Below are 21479 nucleotides of genomic sequence, written 5' to 3'. Positions count from 1 at the left end.
CGGGCACGGCGGGGCCCGGCACGCGGTCCGGCACACCAATGCTCTGCACTCCATCACCTGAAGGAGTGAAGAACACCGGGACAACCACCCAGAAAACGACCTTCGCACACATCCTTGTGGACACGCGGCCAATGCGGCAGCGGACAAGGAGAGTTCGGTGGACAAGGACGAAGGCCGTGATGCCGGAACGATCCGGCTCGACGACCCCTGGTACGACGCGCTGGCCGTGGGCTGGGGCGAGGGTGCGGAAACGGTCCCGCCACGCCCGGTGACGGCGGGTCGGGCCGCGCCCGCGGCGTCCGACATCTACCTGGAGGTGCAGCGGAGCGCCGCCTTCCAGGAAGTGCGCGGCCGCTACCGGAGGTTCGTCGTTCCCGCGACCGCCGGCTTCTTCCTCTGGTACGTCGCCTACGTGCTCGCGGCCACCGCGGCGCCCGGGCTGATGGCCCGGCCGGTCGTCGGCTCGGTCAACGTGGCGCTGCTCGCGGGGCTGGGGCAGTTCCTCACCACCTTCCTCCTGACCTGGGCGTACGCCCGGCACGCCCGGCTCCGCCGGGACCGGGCCGCGCTCGACCTGCGCTGGACCGTCTTCGAGCAGGAGCGCGGCCAGGAGCGCGCGCGGGCGCGGGGGGAGGAGCGGTGACCACCGAGCACCAGACCCTCGCGCTGATCCTCTTCAGCCTCTTCATCGCCGTCACGCTCGGCATCACCACATGGGTCAGCCGCAACCGGCGCGGCTCGGCCGAGGAGTTCTACGCCGGCGGCAGGCTCTTCTCTCCGATGGAGAACGGATTCGCCATCGCGGGCGACTACATGTCCGCCGCCTCCTTCCTGGGGATCTCCGGGCTGATCGCCCTGTTCGGCTACGACGGCCTGCTGTATTCGGTGGGCTTCCTCGTCGCCTGGCTCGTGGTGCTGTTCCTGGTCGCCGAACTGGTCCGCAACTGCGGCCGCTTCACCCTCGCCGACGTGGTCGCCGCCCGGATGAGCGAGCGGCCCGTGCGGATCGCGGCCGGGACCTCCTCCGTCGTGGTCTCGGTGCTCTACCTCGTCGCGCAGATGGTCGGCGCGGGCAGCCTGGTGGGCTTGTTGCTGGGAAGTTCGAACGCCTCGGCCCGGACCCTCACCGTGATCGGCGTGGGCGCGCTGATGGTGGTCTACGTGTCCTTCGGCGGGATGCGGGCCACCACCTGGATCCAGATCGTCAAGGCCGTGCTGCTGATGGGCGGCGCCGTCACCCTGACGGTGCTGGTCCTGCTGCGCTTCCACGGGAACTTCGACCAGCTGCTCAGCACCGCCGCCGAACGCAGCGGGCACGGGATCCGCTTCCTCGCGCCCGGCCTCAAGTACGGGGGCGACTGGACGGCCCGGTGCGACTTCATGAGCCTCGGTCTGGCGCTGGTCCTGGGCACGGCGGGGCTGCCGCACATCCTGTCCCGCTTCTACACGGTGCCCACGGCGCGGGCGGCCCGCCGGTCGGTGGTCTGGGCGATCGCGCTGATCGGCGGCTTCTACCTGATGACCATCGTGCTCGGCTTCGGGGCCGCCGCGCTGCTCGGGCCGCAGCGGGTGCGGGCCTCCAACGCCGCGGGCAACACGGCCGTCCCGCTGCTGGCGGCCTTCCTCGGCGGGGGCGCCGATTCGACCGGGGGCGCGGTGCTGTTCGCCTTCGTGGCCGCCATCGCCTTCGCGACCATCCTCGCGGTGGTCGCCGGGATCACCCTCGCCTCCTCGGCGTCCGTCGCGCACGACCTCTACGCCTCGCTCAAGCGCCGGCACGCCCGTCAGCGCAGCGAGGTGGCCGTGGCGCGGGTCGCCGCCGTCGGGATCGGGGCGGTGGCGATCGCCCTCGGGCTGCTCGCCCAGAACCTGAACGTGGCCTTCCTGGTGGGGCTCGCCTTCGCGGTGGCGGCCTCGGCGAACCTGCCGGTGCTGCTGTACTCGCTGTTCTGGCGGGGGTTCACCACGCGGGGGGCCGTCTGGTCGGTGTACGGGGGGCTGGTCCCGGCCGTGCTGCTGGTCGTGCTGTCCCCGGTGGTCTCGGGCAGCCCCGAGTCGCTGTTCCCCGGGGTGGACATCCAGTACTTCCCGCTCCAGAACCCGGGGATCGTGTCGATCCCGCTCGGCTTCCTGTCGGGCTGGCTGGGGACGGTCACCTCCGCCGAGGAGGCCGACGAGCGCAAGCACGCCGAGACGGAGGTGCGCTCCCTGACGGGGGCCGGGGCGGTCTGACGGGGGCCGGAGCGGTCGGTGCCGTTCCGGCCGGTGCCGTTCCGGCCGGGTCCGTCCAGGTCCTGCCGGACCAGGCGCCTCAGGGGCCCGCCGAGGGCACCCAGGCGTAGCGGTGTTCCGGCCGCCCGGTCTCTCCGTAGCGCAGGGCCAGGGACACGCGGCCGGCGCGGTCCAGGAGCTTGAGGTAGCGCTGGGCGGTCTGCCGGCTGATCCCGGCGCGGTCGGCGATCTGCTGGGTGGACAGCGGGCCGTCGGCGCTGCGCAGGACCTGGCGGACCAGCTCGGCGGTGGTGGGGGAGTGCCCCTTGGGGAGCTCGTTCGCGCTGCCGGCGGCGGCGAGGGCGCCGAAGATCCGGTCCACCTCGGCCTGTTCGGCCTCGCCGCCGCCGGAGAGGGAGCGGTGGAGGGAGGCGTAGGCCTCCAGCCTGGCGCGCAGTCCGGCGAAGGTGAACGGTTTGACCAGGTACTGGAGCGCGCCGAGGCGCATGGCGGCCTGGACGGTGGCCAGGTCGCGGGCGGCGGTGACCATGATGACGTCGGCGTGGTGGCCCAGCTGGCGCAGGCGGCGCACCAGGTCGAGGCCGTTCTCGTCGGGCAGGTAGTGGTCCAGGAGGACCAGGTCCACGGGGTGGGCGGTGACGAACTCCAGCGCCTCGGCGGCCGAATGGGCCCGGCCGGACACGCGGAACCCGGGAACCTTGGCCACGTACGCCGCGTTGATCCTGGCAACACGCATGTCGTCGTCGACGACCAATACGTGGATCGGGGTCTCGTTCATCGCAGGGCCTCCGGGAGTACGACGGAGAATTCCGCCCCTCCGTCCGCTGCCCCTCCGGCCCGGGCGCTGCCGCCCTGCCGCTCCGCGAGGCGGCGTACGAGGGCGAGGCCGAGCCCGCGCTCGCGGTGGGCCTCGGGCTGCTTGGTCGACCAGCCCTCGGTGAAGACGTCCTCGCGCCGGGCGGTGGGGATGCCCGGGCCGCTGTCGCGCACCCGCAGGACGGCGGAGCGGCCCTCGGCGCGGAGGTCGACCTCCACCCGGGGCGCGGCCGAGCCGGCCGCCGCGTCCAGGGCGTTGTCGACCAGGTTGCCGAGGATCGTGACCAGGCCGCCCGGGTCGACCAGGCGGTCGGGGAGGAAGGCGGCCGGAGCCAGTCGCAGCGCGATGCCGCGCTCTGCGGCGACGGTGGTCTTGCCCACCAGCAGGGCGGCGAGCAGGGGGTCCTGGACCTTCTCGGTGACCTGCTCGGCGGTGGTGCGGTGCACTCCCACGACCTCGTTCACGAACTCGACGGCCTCCTCGTGCAGTTCGAGTTCGAGCAGGCCGAGGAGGGTGTGCAGGCGGTTGGCGTGCTCGTGATCCTGCGCGCGCAGGGCGTCGATCAGGCCCTTGGTGGAGTCCAGCTCGCGGCTCAGGTGTTCCACTTCGGTGCGGTCGCGCAGGGTGGCGACGGCTCCGCCGTCCGCGGTGGGCATCCGGTTGGCGACCAGGACGCGGGGGCCCTGGACGGTGAGCAGGTCGCTGCCGGTGACGCGGCCCGCCAGGACGTCGCTGGTGCGGCCGGGGCCGAGGACCTCGTCCAGGGGCCGGCCGGCGAGGGTGTGGGCGGCGTCGGGGGTCAGGCCGAGGAGGCGGGCCGCCTCGTCGTTGACGAGCCGGACGTGGTCGTCCGCGTCCAGGGCGATCACCCCCTCGCGGATGGAGTGCAGCATCGCCTCCCGTTCGGCGAGGAGTCCGGCGATGTCGGAGAAGGCCAGGTCCCGGGTCTGCCGCTGGATCCGGCGCGACAGCAGATAGGCGGCGAGCGCGCCCGCCGCGAGGGCGCCGCCCGCGTAGGCGAGCAGTCCGGGGATGGCGCCGAGCAGCCGTTCGTGGACGCTGTCGTAGGCGATCCCGACCGATACGGCGCCGACGATCTCCCCGTCGGCGGCGAGCAGGGGGACCTTTCCGCGGGCGGAGCGGCCCAGTGTGCCTTCGTCGATCTCCATGACGTCGCGGCCGGCCAGGGCGTCGGCGGGGTCGGTGGAGACCGGCCGGCCGATCAGGGCGGGGCTGGGGTGGGAGCGGCGGATGCCGTGCAGGTCGATGACGACCACGTACTCGGCGCCGGTCGCGCTGCGGATCCGCTCGGCGGCGGCCTGGACGGGGGTGTCCGCCGTCGGGCCCGACCGCAGGAGGTCGGCGGCCAGGGACGGATCCGCCGCCGTGCTCTGGGCGATGGCCAGGGCGCGCCGCATGGCCTGGTCGTCCAGCTGTGCGCCGAGGGGTGCCAGGAAGAGTCCGGTGGCCAGCACGAGGACCCCGGCGGCGATGGCCAGCTGGGTGAGCAGGATCTGCGAGACGGCCCGTCGGGGCAGCCCGAGGCGCCGAGCGCGCGTGGGGAGGAACCGCATGACTAGCACCGTAGGTCGGCGGCGGCCTAAGCGGAATCGTTCCTGCCTGTGCAAACCGCTTGCGTGATTTGCGTCCAGCTTGCGCAAGTGATGAGGGTCGATTGATGCGGTCGGAAGTGTGGACGACTGAGCAGGGCTCTGCAATTCTCGCACCGCACCACGCAAATTCCTGTCTCATCTGGTTCGGAAAACTCATGTCGAGGGACGAGGACATATGAGAAGGCACACCTGGAGGTGGCGGACCCTGGCCGCCGTCGTCAGTACGGCCCTGCTCCTGATGGGCTGGCCGGCCCTGACCGCCGCGGCCGCGGGCGGACCGAGCGCCGCCGCGGGCCGGCCCGCGGCGGCCAGCAGCAGCAACGGCGCCTACACCGCCGCCAACGCCACCGACGGCGATCCGTCCACGTACTGGGAGAGCGCGGGCAGCGCCTTCCCCCAGTGGGTGCAGACCGATCTCGGCGCCGCCACCCGCGTCGACCAGGTGGTGCTGAAACTCCCCGCCGCCTGGGAGAGCCGGACCCAGACCCTGTCCGTCCAGGGCAGCGCCGACGGAACCGGTTTCAGCACCCTGGTCGGCTCCGCCGCACGGACCTTCGCGCAGGGCGCCGCCAACACGGTGACCCTCACCTTCCCGGCCACCCTGACCCGGTACGTCCGGATCGAGATCACCGCCAACACCGGCTGGCCGGCGGCCCAGCTCTCCGAGCTGGAGGTCCGCGCGGCCGGGGACTCCTCCATCAACCTGGCCCTCGGCAAGACCCTGACCGCGAGCAGCCAGACGCAGGTCTACGCCCCGGCCAACGCCAACGACGGCAACACCGCCAGCTACTGGGAGAGCGCGGGCGGCGCCCTGCCCCAGTGGCTCCGGGCCGATCTCGGCGCCGCCGTCCGCGTCGACCGCGTCGTGCTGCGGCTGCCCGACGGCTGGGGTCCGCGCACCCAGACCCTGAAGATCCAGGGCAGCGCCAACGGCACCGACTTCACCGACCTCACCGCCGCCAAGGGCTACGAGTTCAACGCCGCGGGCGCCAACGCCGTGACGATCGCCTTCGACGCGGCCACGACCCGCTACGTCCGCGTCCTGATCTCCGCCAACACCGTGCAGGGCGCCGGCCAGCTCTCCGAGCTGGAGATCTACGGGCCGCGGAGCGGCGACACCCAGCCCCCCACCGCCCCGACCGGCCTCGCCTACACCGAGCCCGCCACCGGAAAGATCGCGCTCAGCTGGCGGGCCGCCACCGACGACACGGCCGTCACCGGCTACGACGTGTACGCCAACGACGTGCTGCGCACCAGCGTCGCCGCCGACGCCACGACCTACACCGACACCCAGCCCGCCGACGCGACCGTGACCTACTACGTACGGGCCAAGGACGCGGCCGGCAACCAGTCGCCGAACAGCAACTCCGTCACCCGCACCGGTGCCACCGGCGACACCCAGGCCCCGACCGCCCCCGGCTCCCTCTCCCTCACCGAACCGGCGGCCGGGCAGATCCGACTGGCCTGGCAGGCCTCCACCGACAACGTGGGGGTCACCGGCTACGAGGTCTACGCGAACAACGTGCTGCGCACGACGGTCGGGGGCGGCGCCACCACGTACACCGACGCCCAGCCCGCCGACGCGACCGTGACCTACGTCGTACGGGCCAGAGACGCGGCGGGCAACCGCTCGGGCGACAGCAACCCCGTGACCCGCAACGGCAGCGGCGGGAACGGCTCCAACCTGGCCGTCGGCAAGCCCGTGACGGGCAGCTCGGTGATCCACACCTTCGTCGCGGAGAACGCCACCGACAACGACACCGCCACCTACTGGGAGGGCGCGGCCGGGGCCTACCCGAGCACGCTGACCGTCAGGCTCGGGGCCAACGCCGACATCAGCCGCCTCGTCCTCAAGCTGAACCCGGACAGCAGCTGGGGCCGGCGCACCCAGACCATCGAGGTCCTCGGCCGGGAGCAGGGCGCCCAGGGCGTCACCAGCCTGGCCGCCGCCCGCGACTACGTCTTCGACCCGGCGTCCGGCAACTCCGTCACCGTCCCGCTGACGGCGCGCGTCGCGGACGTCCAGCTCCGCTTCACCGCCAACAGCGGCTCCTCCAACGGGCAGATCGCCGAGTTCCAGGTCATCGGAGTCCCCGCGCCCAACCCGGACCTGGTGGTCACCGCTCTGGGCGCGGCCCCGTCGGCCCCGGTCGAGTCGGATCCCGTCACCCTGTCGGCGACCGTCAAGAACAGCGGCACCGCCGCGGCCGGGGCCTGCGCGCTCACCTTCCAGCTGGGCGGAACGAAGGCGGGCACCGCCGCCGTGCCGGCGCTCGCGCCGGGCGCCAGCGCCACCGTCACCGCCGCGATAGGCGCGCGGGACGCCGGAACGTATCCGCTCGCCGCCGTCGTCGACGAGGCGAACGCGGTCATCGAGCAGAACGACAGCAACAACACCCTCACCGCCGCCCCCCTGGTCGTCCGGCCCGTCGACAGCTCCGACCTGGTGGCCTCGGCGGTGAGCTGGTCACCGAGCGCTCCGGCGGCGGGCCAGGCCGTGAACTTCACCGTCACCGTTCAGAACAAGGGCACGGTGGCCGCCGCCTCCGGTCCGCACGCGGTCACCCTCACCCTCCAGGACGCGGGCGGCGCCAACGTCCGTACGCTGACCGGCTCCTTCACCGGGGCCCTGGCGGCCGGAGCCTCCACCGCCCCGGTTTCGCTGGGCAGCTGGCCCGCGGCCAACGGCCGGTACACCGTCAAGGTGGTGCTGGCGGACGACGCCAACGAGCTGCCCGTCAAGCGGGCCAACAACAGCTCCACCCGGCCCTTCTTCGTGGGCCGGGGGGCGAACATGCCCTTCGACATGTACGAGGCGGAGGACGCGTCGGTCGGCGGCGGAGCGCAGGTGGCCGGCCCCAACCGCACCATCGGTGACATCGCGGGCGAGGCCTCCGGCCGCAAGGCCGTCAACCTCGACGCGACGGGCGAGTACGTGGAGTTCACCACCAGGGCCGCCACGAACACCCTGGTCACCCGCTTCTCCATCCCGGACGCCCCGGGCGGCGGGGGCATCGACGCGACCCTCGACGTCTACGTCAACGGCACCCTGAAGAAGGCCCTGCCGCTGACCTCCAAGTACGCCTGGCTGTACGGCGCGGAGGCCTCGCCGGGCAACGCGCCGAGCGCGGGAGCACCCCGGCACATCTACGACGAGGCGAACCTGCTGCTCGGCGAGACCGTCCCGGCGGGCAGCAGGATCCGGCTGCAGAAGGACACCGCCAACACCAGCACCTACGCGATCGACTTCGTGAGCCTGGAGCTGGCCACCGAGATCCCCAACCCCGACCCGGCGGCCTACGCCGTGCCCGCCGGTTTCACCCACCAGGACGTGCAGAACGCCCTGGACAAGGTCCGCATGGACACCACCGGCAAGCTCGTCGGCGTGTACCTGCCGACCGGCTCCTACGAGACCGCGAGCAAATTCCAGGTCTACGGGAAGGCCGTGCAGGTGGTCGGCGCCGGACCGTGGTTCACCCGCTTCCACGCGCCCGCCTCCCAGGACAACACCGACATCGGCTGGCGTGCCGAGGGCACCGCGAAGGGCTCCTCCTTCTCCGGGTTCTCCTACTTCGGCAACTACACCTCGCGGATCGACGGCCCCGGCAAGGTCTTCGACTTCGCCAACGTCACCGACATCACCATCGACAACGTCTGGAACGAGCACATGGTCTGCCTCTACTGGGGCGCCAACACGGACCGGATCACCATCAAGAACTCCCGCATCCGCGACCTGTTCGCCGACGGCATCAACATGACCAACGGCAGCACCGACAACCTCGTGACCAACAACGAGGCGCGGGCCACGGGTGACGACAGCTTCGCGCTGTTCTCCGCGATCGACGCGGGCGGCGCGGACATGAAGAACAACGTCTACGAGAACCTCACCACGATCCTGACCTGGCGCGCGGCCGGTGTGGCCGTCTACGGCGGCTACAACAACACCTTCCGCAACATCCACATCGCCGACACCCTCGTCTACTCGGGCATCACCGTCAGCTCGCTGGACTTCGGGTACCCGATGAACGGCTTCGGGACGGATCCGACCACCTTCGAGAACATCTCCGTCGTGCGTTCGGGCGGCCATTTCTGGGGCGCGCAGACCTTCCCGGGGATCTGGCTCTTCTCCGCCTCGAAGGTGTTCCAGGGCATCCGGATCAACAACGTCGACATCGTCGATCCGACGTACAGCGGGATCATGTTCCAGACGCAGTACGTCGGCGGTCAGCCGGTCAATCCCATCAAGGACACGGTCCTCAAGGACATCACCATCACCGGGGCGAAGAAGAGCGGTGACGCCTTCGACGCCAAGTCCGGCTTCGGCCTGTGGGCGAACGAGATGCCCGAGGCGGGGCAGGGACCGGCGGTCGGGGAGGTGACGATCCAAAACCTCAGGATGTCCGACAACGCCGTGGACGTACGCAACACGACGTCCACCTTCAGGATCAACCAGCAGCCCTGACGGCCCGGGGCGCCCCGGGACCACCACCGGTCCCGGGGCGCCCCTGTGCCCGCCTCCGACGGGCCGCAAGCGACTTGCATGGCTTGCGCTAGTCTTGCGCGCATGACGCGACGACTTGCTCAAGTGGCCAAGAAGGTGGGAGTCAGCGAGGCGACGGTCAGCCGGGTGCTCAACGGCAAGCCGGGCGTCTCGGAGGCGACCCGGCAGTCCGTGCTCACCGCGCTCGACGTCCTCGGGTACGAGCGCCCCACCCAGCTGCGCGGGGAACGGGCCCGGCTGGTCGGCCTGGTCCTGCCCGAGCTGCAGAACCCCATCTTCCCCGCCTTCGCCGAGGTCATCGGCGGGGCGCTGGCCCAGCAGGGGCTGACGCCGGTGCTGTGCACGCAGACCACCGGCGGGGTCTCCGAGGCCGACTACGTCGAACTCCTCCTCCAGCAGCAGGTCTCCGGGGTGGTCTTCGCCGGAGGGCTCTTCGCGCAGGCCGACGCACCGCACGAGCACTACCGGCTGCTTTCGGAGCGCAAGGTCCCGGTGGTGCTCATCAACGCCTCCATCGAGGACCTCGGCTTCCCCTGTGTGGCCTGCGACGACGCCGTCGCCGTCGAACAGGCCTGGCGCCACCTGGTCTCACTGGGGCACGAACGGATCGGCCTCGTGCTCGGCCCCGCCGACCACATCCCCTCGCTGCGCAAGCTGGTGGCCGCCCAGTCGGTCGCCGCCGCGGCCGGGGCCGAACTGCCCGCCGCGCACGTGGAACGGACCCTGTTCTCCCTGGAGGGCGGCCACGCCGCCGCCTCCCGGCTGCTGGACCGCGGAGTCACCGGCATCATCTGCGCGAGCGACCCGCTGGCGCTGGGGGCCGTGCGCGCGGCACGCCGGCGCGGGCTCGACGTACCCGCGGAGGTCTCCGTGGTCGGCTACGACGACTCGGCGTTCATGAACTGCACCGAGCCCCCGCTGACCACCGTGCGCCAGCCCATCGAGGCCATGGGGCGGGCCGCCGTCGAGCTGCTCACGGCGCAGATCCAGGGCGCCGCCGTGCAGCCGGGCGAGCTCCTCTTCGAGCCGGAGCTGGTGGTGCGCGGCTCCACCGCGCAGGCGCCGCGCGCCTCCTAGCCCGGTCCCCTCCGGCACCTGTCGGACCGAGGCCCCGGATGCCCCAGGCATCCGGGGCCTTTTTGCGTCCCACGTCCGCCGGAGTCGGCGGTTGTTGTCGATGGCTTGCAAAGTCTGCGCGAGATATTGCGTTCATCTGTCGGTGGTGGTTGAGTGTGCCGCGCTCGCCCCCACGCCTCCTGCCCGAAGCTCGAAGGGGACCACCGATGAGAACCAACGTCCGCCGCAACGTCGCGGCCGCCCTCGTCTCCGCGCTCGCCGTCACCGCCCTCGCGGCGTGCGGGACCAGCAGCAGCGGCGGCGACCCGAAGGCGCAGCAGACGGGCGGCGGTGGCGCCGACGCCTCCGCGCCGCTCGACCCGAAGACCAAGGTCACCCTCTCCATCGACTGCATGCCGCCCGCGGCCAAGGCGGCGGAGCTCAAGGAGTGGAAGGAGGACGTGGCGGAGTTCAACAAGACCTACCCCAACATCACCATCGAGGGCCGCTCCACCCCCGGCCAGTGCCTGGAGCCGCCGCGGTTCACCGCGATGCTCAAGGCCAAGTCCCAGCCGGACGTCTTCTACGCCTACTTCACCGATCTCAAGCAGGTGCTGGACAACGCCGGTGCCGAGGAAATCTCGGCGTACGTCACGCCCCGCTCGGTCCCCGCGCTCGCCGACATCGACCGGGGCGTCCTCGGCGTCCTCAAGCAGGACGGCAAGCTCTACGGCCTCCCCACCAGCAACTACACGATGGGTCTGCTGGTCAACCGGAAGCTCTTCAAGGACGCCGGCCTCGACCCCGACGCCCCGCCGCGCAGCTGGGAGGAGGTCCGGGCCGCCGCGAAGAAGATCGCCGCACTGGGCAACGGCACCGCCGGCTTCGGTGAGTACAGCGTGGAGAACACCGGCGGCTGGCACTACACCGCCACCCTGTACGGCCTCGGCGGGGACGTCGTGGGCGCCGACGGCAAGGCCGCCTTCAACAACGCCACCGGCCGCAAGATCGTCGACAACCTCCACGCCATGCGCTGGGAGGACGACAGCATGGGCAAGACCCAGCTGCTCAAGTGGGGCGACCTGCAGAAGCAGATGGCCTCGGACAAGCTCGGCATGTTCCTCGCCGCGCCCGACGACATCACGTACATGGTCCAGCAACTGGGCGCGAAGTACGAGAACTTCGGCATGGGGCCGATTCCCGGCGGCGCCTCCACCCTGGCCGGCGGCAACGGCTACCTGATCAAGAAGGGCAGCTCGCCGGACAAGATCAAGGCGGCCGTGGCCTGGCTGAACTTCAAGACCCTGGCCGTCGGCAAGGGACAGTTCCAGTACGACCGCAGCAAGGCGGACGGGCTGCCGGTCGGCCTTCCGCAGCCGGCCTTCTTCACGGGGGCGAGCAAGGCCGAGGACGACCGGCTGAAGGCCGCGAGCGCCACCATGCCGGTCGCCAACTTCAAGCCCTTCCTGGACAACCCGGTGCCCGGCAAGGCCGAGCCGCCGAAGGCCCAGGAGGTCTACAAGGTGCTCGACAAGGTGATGTCGGGGGTCCTCACCAACAAGGACGCCGACGCCGGGCAACTGCTCGCCGAGGCGGAGAAGGCGGTCAACCAGGTGCTGGCCGACCGCTAGGCCTGCCCCCGCGCGAGCCGGCCGTACGGAGTGACGGCGCCGGCGGGGGCCCGGCGGGCGCCTCCGCCGGTGCCCGGCCCGCCACCGACGTCCGCCACCGCTGTCCGCCACCGACGTCCGCCACCGAAGAACCCCGTGAGGAGAGAGCGGCGATGCCGGCCACCACCCCCCTGCGCCCGACCCCCCTTCCCGCCGGCCCCCCGGCGGCCCCGCGCCCCGCCCCCGGGCCCGCCCGCCGCGCGGCGTTCGCGCGGGCGCTGAAGCGGAACCTCACCGCCCACGGCTTCCTCATCGGCGCCGTGCTCTGCTTCTGCTTCTTCTCCTGGTACCCGATGGTCCGGGAGTTCCTGCTGGCCTTCCAGAAGACCGAGGGCGGCAGCACCCGCTGGGCCGGCTGGGACAACTTCGTCTACGTCTTCAACGACCCGGGCTTCTGGCAGGCCTGGCGCAACACCCTGCTCTTCACCGGCCTCGCGCTGGTCCTCGGCTTCGCGGTGCCGTTCGTGCTGGCCCTCGTCCTCGGCGAACTGCGCCACGCCCGCGGCTACCTGCGGCTGCTGGTCTACCTGCCGGTGATGATGCCGCCGGTGGCGTCGGTCCTGCTGTTCAAGTACCTGTACGACCCCGGGTACGGCCTGTTCAACCGGATCCTGGAGTTCCTGCACCTGCCCGCCCAGGACTGGCTGCAGTCCACGGACACCGCCATGCTGTCGGTCGTCCTCGCCTCGACCTGGATGAACATGGGCGGCGCCACCCTGATCTACCTGGCCGCGCTGCAGGGCATCCCCGGCGAACTGTACGAGGCCGCCGAGCTGGACGGCGCCGGACTGCTGCGCAAGATCTGGCACGTCACCATCCCGCAGACCCGGCTGATCCTCTCGCTGATGCTGCTGATGCAGGTGATCGCGACGATGCAGGTGTTCGCCGAACCGTTCCTGCTGACCGGCGGCGCCGGTCCCGAAGGCGCCACCACCACCGTGGTCGTCCTCATCTACCAGTACGCCTTCAGCTTCAACCAGTACGGCGCCGCCGCGGCCCTCGGCCTGTGCCTGCTCGTCCTCCTCGGCGGGTTCTCCGCCGTGTACGTCCGCCTCAGCCGCGACGACCAGAGCTGACAAGGAGTCCCCACGCATGGCCGAGCGCACCCTGATCTCCCCGGTCCGGTGGAGCCGCCCCCGGGGCCGGATCCTCTACTGGAGCATCCTCGCCCTGGTCGTCGCCGGGTTCACCCTCGTCTTCCTCGGCCCGCTCTACTGGATGGCCGCGGGCGGCCTCAAGAGCACCGAGGAGTTCGCGCGGGTCCCGCCCACCCTGGTGCCGCACTCCGTGCACACCGCCAACTACTCCGCGGCCTGGCAGGTCATGGACCTCGCCCGGCTCCTGGCGAACACCCTCTACTACGCCCTGGGCGCCCTCGTCTTCCAGCTCGTCCTCGACGTCGCCGCCGCCTACTCGCTGTCGAAGCTGCGGCCCGTCTTCGGCAAGGCCGTCCTCGGGATGATGCTGGCGACCCTGATGGTCCCGGCCGCCGTGCTCGTCGTACCGCAGTACCTGACCGTCCTGGACGTCCCGCTCTTCCAGCGCAACCTCCTGAACTCGCCCTGGGTGATCTGGCTGCCGTCCGTCACCAACGCGTTCAGCATCTTCCTGCTGAAGCGGTTCTTCGACTCCATCCCGCGCGAGGTCCTCGACGCCGCCGCCATCGACGGGGCGAGCGCCCTGCGCACCCTGCGCTCGGTGGTCCTGCCGATGTCCCGGCCCGTCCTCGGCGTCGTGTCGATCTTCGCGGTCGTCGGCGTCTGGAAGGACTTCCTCTGGCCGATGCTGACCCTCCCGGACCCGGCCTTGCAGACCCTCAACGTCGGCATCTACTCGCTGTCGCGGGGCGTCCCGGAGAACCACCTCACCGCCGCCCTCGTGATCGCCTCCGCACCCACGCTCATCCTCTTCCTGATCTTCCAGCGCAACATCATGGGCGGCCTGACGGCCGGTTCCCTCAAGGGCTGAAAGGATCGACGTGCCGGCTTCCGACTGGTGGCGCTCGGCCGCCATCTACCAGGTGTACGTACGCAGCTTCGCCGACGGGGACGGGGACGGCACCGGTGACCTCGCGGGCGTCCGGGCCCGTCTGCCGTACCTCGCCGCGCTCGGCGTGGACGCCCTGTGGTTCACCCCCTGGTACCTCTCCCCGCTCGCCGACGGCGGCTACGACGTCGCCGACTACCGCACCATCGACCCCGCCTTCGGGACCCTCGCCGAGGCGGAGAAGGTCATCGCCGAAGCCCGTGACCTGGGCATGCGCACCATCGTCGACATCGTCCCGAACCACGTGTCCGACCGGCACCCCTGGTTCCGGGCCGCCCTCGCCGCCGGCCCCGGCAGCCCTGAGCGGCAGCTCTTCCACTTCCGTCCCGGCCGGGGCGAGCACGGCGAACTGCCCCCGGGGGACTGGCCCTCGCAGTTCAACGGCGCCGACACCTGGACACGGACCCCGGACGGCGAGTGGTACCTGCACCTCTTCACCGCGCAGCAGCCCGACCTGAACTGGGACCACCCCGAGGTCCGCCGGGAGCACGAGGAGGTCCTGCGCTTCTGGTTCGAGCGGGGTGTCGCGGGCGTACGGATCGACTCGGCCGCGCTGCTCGTGAAGGACCCGGCCCTGCCCGACCTGGCAGGCCGGCCGCCCGGGCCGTGGCCGGGCGCGGGCTCGGGCTCGGGCGCTGCGCATCCGTACATCGACCGGGACGAGCTCCACTCCATCTACCGCTCCTGGCGGGCCGTCGCCGACGAGTACGGCGCCGTCTTCGTCGGCGAGGTCTGGCTGCCGGACTCCGAGCGCTTCGCCCGCTACCTGCGCCCCGACGAGCTGCACACCGCCTTCAACTTCGGCTTCCTCAGCTGCCCCTGGGACGCGGAGCGGCTGCGCGCCTCCATCGAGGAGACCCTCGCCGAACACGCGCCGGTCGGGGCCCCCGCCACCTGGGTGCTGTGCAACCACGACGTGACCCGGACCGTGACCCGCTACGGGCGCGCCGAGACCGGCTTCGACTTCGCCGCCAAGGCCTTCGGCATCCCGACCGACCTGGCGCTCGGCACCCGGCGGGCGCGCGCCGCCGCGCTGCTGACGCTCGCCCTGCCCGGCTCCGTGTACGTCTACCAGGGGGAGGAACTGGGGCTGCCGGAAGCCGAGATACCGCTCGGCCGCATCCAGGACCCGATGCACTTCCGCTCCGGTGGCACCGACCCGGGGCGCGACGGCTGCCGGGTGCCGCTGCCGTGGACCGCCGAGCCCTGGAACGACCCCTGGCTGCCCCAGCCCGCGGACTGGGCCACGTACGCGGCAGACCGGCAGGAGGGCCGGCCGGACTCCATGCTGACCCTCTACCGGAACGCCCTGCGGCTGCGCCGCGCGGCGGGCGGGTTCGGGGGAGGTTCGCTGGAGTGGCTGCACGCGCCGCCCGGGGTGCTGGCCTTCACCCGGCCGGACGGGCTGCTGTGCGTGGTCAACCTCTCCGGGACGCCGGTCCCGCTGCCCCGGCACACGCACGTCCTGCTCAGCAGCGCCCCGGAGGAGGGCGCCGGGCTGCTCGGGCCGGACACGGCGGTCTGGCTGCGGACCTGACACCGCCGCCGGACCGCCCGCCGCCGGACTGCCCCCCGCCGGACCGCCCGCCGCCGGACTGCCCCCCGCCGGACCGCCCGCCGCCGGACCGCCCCCCGCCGGCAGCCCCCCCGCCGGACCGCGCGCGGGCGGCTCCCGGCCGTTACGGCACCGGCCGGGGCGGGCGGGGGCCCTCGTAGTGGCCGCTCGGCCTCATGCGCAAGGGCCGTTCGCGGTACTCCTCCAGCGCGTGCGCGATCCACCCGGCCGTCCGGGCCACCGCGAACACCGTCTCCCCGGCCTCCGCCGGCATCCCGCAGGACACCGTCAGCACCGCCAGGGCCAGGTCCACGTTCGCGTGCAGGCCCGGCTGCCGGCTCGCCGTCGTGGCCACCACCTCGCGGGCCGCCGCCAGCGCGGGCGCCGCGTGGGGCATGGCCTCCAGCCGGGCGAACAGGGCCGTGGCCCGGGGGTCCTCGCCCCGGTAGAGCCGGTGCCCGAGCCCCGGGACGCGGCGTCCCGCCCGCAAGTGGTCGGCGACCACCGGGGCCGCCCCGCCCCGCTCCAGGGCCTCGGTGAGCATCCGGTGCGCGAGCCGCCCCGCGACCCCGTGCAGGGGCCCTTCGAGCGCGCCGAGCCCGGCGGAGACGGCCGCGTACGGATGGGCGCGCGCGGAGGCCGCCACGCGCACGGCCAGCGTCGAGGCGGCCAGGTCGTGGTCCACGAGCAGGGCGAGCGCCAGGTCGAGGGTGTCCAGGGAGACCTCGTCGGGCTCCCGCACGGTCAGGCGGCGCCACAGCCGCCAGGCGACCGGGCCGCTCCCGCGGTGGCCGGTCCCGACGGTCGGCAGCGCGCCGACCAGGGTCGGGATCAGGCAGCGCGCGGAGCCCAGGACGGCCTCCGGGGCCAGGTCGAAGCGCAGCGGGTCGGCGACGGCCGCGGCGGCGGTGGCCACCCGCAGCATGTCGATGGGCCCGCCGTGCTCCGGCAGCGCCGCGACCACCCGGCGGGCGGCGGCCAGCGGCTCGGACGGCGCCGTGAACCGGGCCCCGGGCACCAGCGTGCCCGTCCAGAGGAACTCGGCGACCTCCTCGTAGCGGTGCCGGGAGGCCAGTTCGACGGCGTCCACGCCCCGGAAGTAGTACCGGTCCGGTTCGATGAGGGTGAGCGAGGTCCGCACCGACAGCTCCCCGGCGGGGGAGCGTCCGGCCGCCTCGCGCCGGCTGCGGCGGGCCAGTTCCTCGACCTCCCGCGCGTCGAAGGTGCTGCCGCGCCCGACCGCGTCGCGCCGGCTCGCGAGCTGGCCGCGGCTGACGTACGCGTACACGGTGGCCGGCTTCACCCCGAGCAGCTCGGCGGCCTCCCGGGTGCCGATCCGCCGTTCTCCGTCCGCCTCGTCGTTCATGACGCACACCCTACATATATTGATTCAATCAACGTTGACAAGGATTCAATCCATCATGGATGGTCAATGCATGAACGCAACCGTCGATGTACCCCGCGGTCTCGCGGGAGTCGTGGTCACCGAGACCGCTCTCGGTGACGTCCGTGGCCGCGAGGGCTTCTACCACTACCGCCAGTACTCGGCCGTCGACCTCGCCACGAGCCGCACCTTCGAGGACGTCTGGCACCTGATGTTCCGCGGCGCTCTGCCCGCCGGCCGGGTCGAACGCGACGCCTTCACCGCCGAGACCGCCCCGCTGCGCCACCTGCCCGCCCCGGTTCGCGACGCCCTGCCCGGCCTCGCCCGCGCCGGCGCCGCCGGCGGACCGCTCGCCGGGCTGCGCACCGCCCTCTCGCTGCTCGGCGCCACCGCCGGCTTCCGTCCCGTCTACGACCTCGACCCCGCCCGCCGGGCCGCCGACGCGCTCGCCGCCTGCGCCGCCGTACCGACGCTGCTCACCGCCCTGTACCGGCTGGGGCGGGGGCTGGAGCCGGTGGAGCCGCGCGACGACCTCCCGTACGCCGCCAACTACCTGTACATGCTGACCGGGCGCGAGCCGGACCCGGTCCGGGCCCGCGCCGTCGAGCGATACCTCATCTCCACCGTCGACCACGGCTTCAACGCCTCCACCTTCACCGCCCGCGTGATCGCCTCCACCGGCGCCGACGTCGCCGCCTGCCTGACCGGGGCGGTGGGGGCGCTCTCCGGACCGCTGCACGGCGGCGCGCCCAGCCGGGCCCTGGACACCCTCGACGCGATCGGCACCGCGGACCGGATCGGGCCGTGGATCCGGGAACGGGTCCTCGCCGGCGACCGGATCATGGGCTTCGGGCACCCCGTCTACCGCACCGAGGACCCGCGGTCGCGGATGCTGAGGGAGATCGCCCTCGGCTTCGGCGGGCCGCTGGTGGACCTCGCCGTGGAGGTCGAACGGCAGGTGGAGGAGATCCTCGCCGAGCTGAAGCCGGGGCGCGAGCTGCACACCAACGTGGAGTTCTACGCGGGCGTGGTCATGGAGCTGTGCGGGCTGCCGCGCGAGATGTTCACCCCCACGTTCTGCGCGGCGCGGGTGGTGGGCTGGAGCGCGAACGTCCTGGAACAGGCCGCCGACTCGAAGATCATCCGGCCGGCCGCCCGCTACGCCGGACCCACCCCGCCCGAGCCGGTACCCGCCGCGGGCTGACTACGATCGGCCGGGTGAACAGCAGGCAGCCCGCTCCGTCCGCCCGTACCGTCCCGGTCGTCGTCCTCTCCGGATTCCTCGGCTCCGGGAAGACCACCGTCCTCAACCACCTGCTCGCGCACCGGGCGGGGACCCGGATCGGGGTCGTCGTCAACGACTTCGGCTCGATCGAGATCGACGCGATGTCGGTGGCGGGGCAGGTCGGCGACTCGATGGTCTCCCTCGGCGGGGGCTGCCTGTGCTGCGCCGTCGACGGCAGCGAGCTGGACGCGTACCTGGAGAAGCTGGCCGCGCCCGCCCACCGCATCGACGTGATCGTCATCGAGGCCAGCGGGCTCGCCGAGCCGCAGGAGATGGTCCGGATGCTCGTGGCCAACGAGAACCCGGCCGTCCGGTACGGCGGTCTGGTGCAGGTCGTCGACGCGGCGGAGTTCGACGCGACCCGGGCCGCGCATCCGGAGACGGACCGGCACCTGGCCGTGGCCGACCTGGTGGTGCTCAACAAGACCGACCGGGTGGACGCCGCCGAACGGGCCCGGATCGAGGGGGTGCTCGCCGGGCTCTGCGCTCCGGGCATTCCGGTCATCGCCACCGACCACGGGCGGATCGACCCGGAGCTGCTCTTCGACCGCCGCCCCTGGGAGCGGACCCGGGGGCAGCTCTCCTTCGAGGACCTGCTCGCGGAGGAGCGGGAGCACGGGCGGGAGCACGAGCGCGGGCACGGGGACGGGCACGACGGCGATCACTCCGGGCACCTGCACGCGGCCTACGAGAGCGTCGCGTTCACCTCCGACGCGCCGCTCTCCCCGCGCCGCCTCATCGCCTTCCTGGACCGCCGCCCGGCCGGCCTCTACCGGATCAAGGGCTTCGTCTGGTTCGGCGTGCCCGGCCATCAGGAGCGCTACGAGGTCCAGTCGGTCGGCCGCTTCCTGAGGTTCGCCCCAGGTCCCTGGGGGCGGGGCGAACCGCGCCGGACGCAGCTCGTCCTGATCGGCTCCGCCTTCGACGGGCCGGGCCTGCTGCGCGAACTGGAAGCCTGCCGGGAGGAGGCGCCGCAGGACGCGCCGCCGGAGAGCATGTGGGGAGTCCTGCGGTACGTGGACCGGGCCGAGCGCGGTCCCGAGGAGTGAGTCCCGTCAACGCCCCCGCGCGCGGCGGGTCCGGGCCCGGGGGCGTTCCACGCCGGGAGGCCTACGCCACCTCGACGCCGTACTCGCGGAGCAGGGCCTCCAGACCGCCGCGGTAGCCCTTGCCGCCGATCACGAACTTCCAGTCGCCGTTCGGGCGGCGCCGGAAGGAGCCGAGGACCAGGGCCGTTTCGCCCGCCCGGCCATCGGACACCTCCAGCCGGTCGATCTCCGCCCCCGCCGCGTCCAGCAGCCGGATCCGGGCGTCGGTGAAGCCCGCCAGGTCCGCGTCCGGATTGACCTCCGGGTCGATCGCGGCGACCAGCACCAGCCGGTCGGCGCGCTGCGGCAGGTCGTCGAAGCCGACCTCGACGGCCGCCTTGTCGGGAGCGGTGTGCGGGCGGGAGCACACCGAACCGTCCGGGGTCCGCGGGTTGTTGAAGAAGACGAAGTGGTCCTCGCTCAGCACCCGGCCGCCCTCGCAGACCAGCGCGCACACGTCGAGCGAGACCCGACCCGACCAGGACATGCCCAGCACGTTGCGGTCGGCCGCCGGAGGCTGCGCAGCCGCCGGCTGTGTCACCGGCTGCGCCGCCGCCCGCTGCGCCGGTACCGCCGGGGTCCGCGCGCCGCCGCCGAGCCGTCCGCGCAGCCCGTACCGGTGCAGCAGCTCCACCAGGTCCGCCCCGGGAACCAACTCCAGCGGCTTGCCGTTGGCAAAGGTGTACGACCCGGGCCCGAAGGACGCGGTGGTGACGAGCACCCCCTTGTTCGCCCCCTTGTCCTGGACCGTGCCGTACAGGTCCCGCACCGCCGTCGGCGGGACGGTGTTGCGGTAGCGCTTGACCTGCACCACGATCCGTCCGCCCCGGATCGGCGCCGGGTCCAGCGCCTCCACGTCCACGCCGCCGTCTCCCGACCGCTGCGTGGTCACCGCCTCCATGCCCATCGCCCGGAAGAGCTCGGCGACCAGGTTCTCGAAGGCGATCGGATCCATCACGAACAGGTCCGGCTCGTCCTCGTCGCCGTTCCCGTCCGCGCCCGGGCGGCCGCCGTGGCTGACGACACCGCCGCTCCCGCCGACCTCGTCCGGCCTGCGGCCCGGCCGTACGGCCGTCAGCTGGTCCGGCCGCGCCGACAACTGGCCGCGCAGCCCGTCGGCCAGGCAGTCCACCGCGCTCACCTGCTCCAGCCGCAGCCCGGAGAAGGCCGCCCGCGCCGCCTGCACCGTGGCCAGTACGATCTGCGCCTCCCGGCCCGTCACCGGATCGTGGTCGTCCACGAACCCGTTGACGACCACCGAGTCCAGCGCCCCGAACTCGTCCGCCGCGTACACCTCGCGCAGCACCAGCAGCACGCACTGGGCCAGCAGGTCCCGGTACAGCGCCCGGCGCTGCGTGGCCGGCCGGGCCGTCTCCTTGTCCTGGTCCGTACCGGCCACGTACCGCACGGACTTCGTCTCCGGCACGGCCTCGTAGCGGGGCAGCTCCCAGTCCAGCACCAGCTGCCGCGCCGCCGGGTCGTAGGCCGCGGACACCTGGCGGGGCAGTTCCTCGGGCCACGCCGTCGAGGCGTACAGGGCCGCCGAGAAGTACTCCACGGCCGCCTCGGGGTCCCCCGCGCGCAGGGCGCCGGCCAGGTCGGTGAGGCCGCTGTTGTGGTGGCGGATCCCGGCGAGCTGGCCGGCCGCCCAGCGGTCGTACTGCTGCCGGTACGCCGCCAGTTGCCGCAGCCGCTCCTGCTCCGCGGCGTGCGCGGCCTGCCAGGCGTGCGTGTACCGGTCGTGGGCCTCGCGTTCGGCCTGGGCGCGGCGGCCCGAGCCCAGGGTCCAGCCGCTGCTCTGCTGCTGGAACTGGTGCAGCTGCGGCATGGGCACCGGGTGGGCCAGGGTGCCGGGGTCGAAGGGCGCGAGCCGCTCGTCGCGCACCAGGGCGGACATCCGGAACGCCGGCGCCCGGCAGCCCGCCGCCAGCAGCCCCTGGAGGGCGGCCACCTCGGCCTCGATCCGCTCGGTGCGACGGCGCGCCTCCGCCTCGCGGTGCTGCCTGTACGCGGCCTGCTGCTCCCGCCGGTCCCGGGCCGCGTCCCGCTCGTAGGCCCGCTGCCGGCGCTCGGCCTCGCGCTGCTGGATCACTTGCGTCCGCTGCTGCTGGCGCTGGGCCTCGGCCCAGACCCCGATCAAACCGCTCGGCCGACGACTCATCAGTGCTGTTCTCCCCCCGCCCGCGTGTACCGGGAAAACAGTAGTCGGGACCGGGGGCGGGCGGCCCGGCA

Annotated in this window: 14 protein-coding genes; 10 read left to right on the top strand and 4 right to left on the bottom strand. The window is 72.8% G+C overall.

The genetic code is table 11. The features are described from left to right. The first annotated feature begins 157 nt into the window (after positions 1-157). Both ACFYYT_RS15520 and ACFYYT_RS15515 read left to right on the top strand, forming a co-directional pair. Positions 158-643 carry a DUF485 domain-containing protein gene (locus ACFYYT_RS15520; RefSeq protein ID WP_351815395.1) on the top strand — a complete coding sequence of 162 codons (486 nt, stop codon included), beginning with the start codon at positions 158-160 and terminating at the stop codon, positions 641-643. Then, on the top strand, positions 640-2232 hold the full coding sequence (locus ACFYYT_RS15515; RefSeq protein ID WP_351815393.1) for a cation acetate symporter: 1593 nt from the start codon (positions 640-642) through the stop codon (positions 2230-2232). The genes ACFYYT_RS15520 and ACFYYT_RS15515 overlap by 4 nt, the downstream gene beginning before the upstream one ends. Before the next feature lie 79 nt (positions 2233-2311). Here the strand turns inward: ACFYYT_RS15515 and ACFYYT_RS15510 are convergent, their stop codons facing one another. Further along, a complete protein-coding gene (locus ACFYYT_RS15510; RefSeq protein ID WP_351815391.1) occupies positions 2312-3010 on the bottom strand; it encodes a response regulator in 699 nt (232 codons plus the stop codon). After that, the gene (locus ACFYYT_RS15505) at positions 3007-4623 is read right to left on the bottom strand and encodes an ATP-binding protein (protein WP_351815388.1); all 1617 of its coding nucleotides are present in this window, start codon (positions 4621-4623) and stop codon (positions 3007-3009) included. Before ACFYYT_RS15505 ends, ACFYYT_RS15510 begins: the two co-directional genes overlap by 4 nt. Before the next feature lie 214 nt (positions 4624-4837). Here ACFYYT_RS15505 and ACFYYT_RS15500 point away from each other — a divergent pair, with 214 nt between their 5' ends. The 6 genes from ACFYYT_RS15500 (at position 4838) to ACFYYT_RS15475 (ending at position 15472) form a co-directional block, all read left to right on the top strand. After that, positions 4838-9124, top strand: coding sequence for a discoidin domain-containing protein (locus ACFYYT_RS15500; RefSeq protein ID WP_351815385.1), 4287 nt, complete (start codon positions 4838-4840; stop codon positions 9122-9124). A gap of 102 nt (positions 9125-9226) precedes the next feature. Beyond that, the gene (locus ACFYYT_RS15495; RefSeq protein ID WP_351815382.1) at positions 9227-10240 is read left to right on the top strand and encodes a LacI family DNA-binding transcriptional regulator; all 1014 of its coding nucleotides are present in this window, start codon (positions 9227-9229) and stop codon (positions 10238-10240) included. Positions 10241-10446: 206 nt separating this feature from the next. Further along, complete coding sequence (locus tag ACFYYT_RS15490; RefSeq protein ID WP_351815379.1) at positions 10447-11850, top strand: extracellular solute-binding protein; 1404 nt, start codon at positions 10447-10449, stop codon at positions 11848-11850. 152 nt (positions 11851-12002) lie between these two features. Then, entirely contained in the window at positions 12003-12965 is a 963-nt protein-coding gene (locus ACFYYT_RS15485) for a sugar ABC transporter permease (protein WP_351815376.1), read from the top strand. Positions 12966-12981: 16 nt separating this feature from the next. Beyond that, positions 12982-13857, top strand: coding sequence for a carbohydrate ABC transporter permease (locus ACFYYT_RS15480; protein WP_351815373.1), 876 nt, complete (start codon positions 12982-12984; stop codon positions 13855-13857). A 10-nt stretch (positions 13858-13867) separates the two neighbouring features. Beyond that, on the top strand, positions 13868-15472 hold the full coding sequence (locus tag ACFYYT_RS15475) for an alpha-amylase family glycosyl hydrolase (RefSeq protein WP_351815370.1): 1605 nt from the start codon (positions 13868-13870) through the stop codon (positions 15470-15472). Positions 15473-15614: 142 nt separating this feature from the next. Here the strand turns inward: ACFYYT_RS15475 and ACFYYT_RS15470 are convergent, their stop codons facing one another. Next, entirely contained in the window at positions 15615-16856 is a 1242-nt protein-coding gene (locus ACFYYT_RS15470) for a citrate synthase (protein WP_351815367.1), read from the bottom strand. A gap of 55 nt (positions 16857-16911) precedes the next feature. On the opposite strand from ACFYYT_RS15470, the gene ACFYYT_RS15465 reads away from it, so the two are divergent. Both ACFYYT_RS15465 and ACFYYT_RS15460 read left to right on the top strand, forming a co-directional pair. Beyond that, on the top strand, positions 16912-18078 hold the full coding sequence (locus tag ACFYYT_RS15465; RefSeq protein ID WP_351815365.1) for a citrate synthase: 1167 nt from the start codon (positions 16912-16914) through the stop codon (positions 18076-18078). Between the two features lie 14 nt (positions 18079-18092). Further along, positions 18093-19208 (top strand): CobW family GTP-binding protein, encoded by a 1116-nt coding sequence (locus ACFYYT_RS15460; RefSeq protein ID WP_351815362.1) that lies wholly within the window; start codon positions 18093-18095, stop codon positions 19206-19208. 61 nt (positions 19209-19269) lie between these two features. On the opposite strand, the gene ACFYYT_RS15455 is transcribed toward ACFYYT_RS15460, so the two are convergent. After that, entirely contained in the window at positions 19270-21408 is a 2139-nt protein-coding gene (locus tag ACFYYT_RS15455) for a restriction endonuclease (protein WP_351815359.1), read from the bottom strand. Positions 21409-21479: the final 71 nt, after the last annotated feature.

Source organism: Streptomyces sp. NPDC002032 (assembly GCF_042890765.1).
Taxonomy (GTDB): domain Bacteria; phylum Actinomycetota; class Actinomycetes; order Streptomycetales; family Streptomycetaceae; genus Streptomyces.
This window is presented reverse-complemented; position numbering and strand designations above follow the sequence as displayed.